Source organism: Candidatus Jidaibacter acanthamoeba (assembly GCF_000815465.1).
Lineage (GTDB): Bacteria > Pseudomonadota > Alphaproteobacteria > Rickettsiales > Midichloriaceae > Jidaibacter > Jidaibacter acanthamoebae.
The window spans coordinates 1-598 of record NZ_JSWE01000224.1 but is presented as its reverse complement, the minus strand read 5'-3'; the positions used below and the strand labels follow the sequence as shown (position 1 = coordinate 598).

The window sequence follows — 598 nt, the reverse complement described above, 5'->3', positions numbered from 1 at the left end:
GTATGTAGCAGGAGTATTGTATGACAGATGTAAGGGAGCAGGTAATTACAGTGCTCTAGTAAGATTTTGGCATTTGATAGAAACGGAGCCTAGAGAGCTGATCGGGCTTAGACATGTAAGCTTGGAGATCAGATGCTTAGATGAATGTGAAAATGATCAAAGGGTTAACGTACATAAAAGTGTCTTGGATAATATAAAAAAGTGGAGTGATATTGAGAATGTTAGTTTTATTACCGATGTTTTAAGTATAAGCAATAGTGTGGGTAAAGAAGTGATTCCTCAATTTTTAGAAGCTTTAAAGGATAAGGATGAAAATGTCAGGAGGGGTGCAGCTAAAGCGCTGGGTAATGTAGGAGTAGGGCATGGAGATATAGTAATACCCGCACTAATAAATGCTTTAAAGGATGATAATAAGTATGTCAGGAGTCGTGCATCACAAGTACTGGGTAAGGTAGGAGTAGGACATGGAGAGATAGTAATACCTGCGCTAATAAACGCTTTAAAGGATGAGGATGTCAGGAGTCGTGCAGCAAAAGCACTGGGTAAGGTAGGAGTAGGATATGCAGATGTAGTAGTGCCTGCCCTGATAAATGCTTTA

General features: G+C 39.6%; 1 protein-coding gene. It reads left to right on the top strand.

Annotated features, from left to right (window positions below; translation table 11 throughout):
- Window positions 1-16: 16 nt before the first annotated feature.
- Window positions 17-598: HEAT repeat domain-containing protein (locus NF27_RS11530; RefSeq protein ID WP_161791866.1), on the top strand; the 582-nt coding region annotated here is incomplete at its 3' end.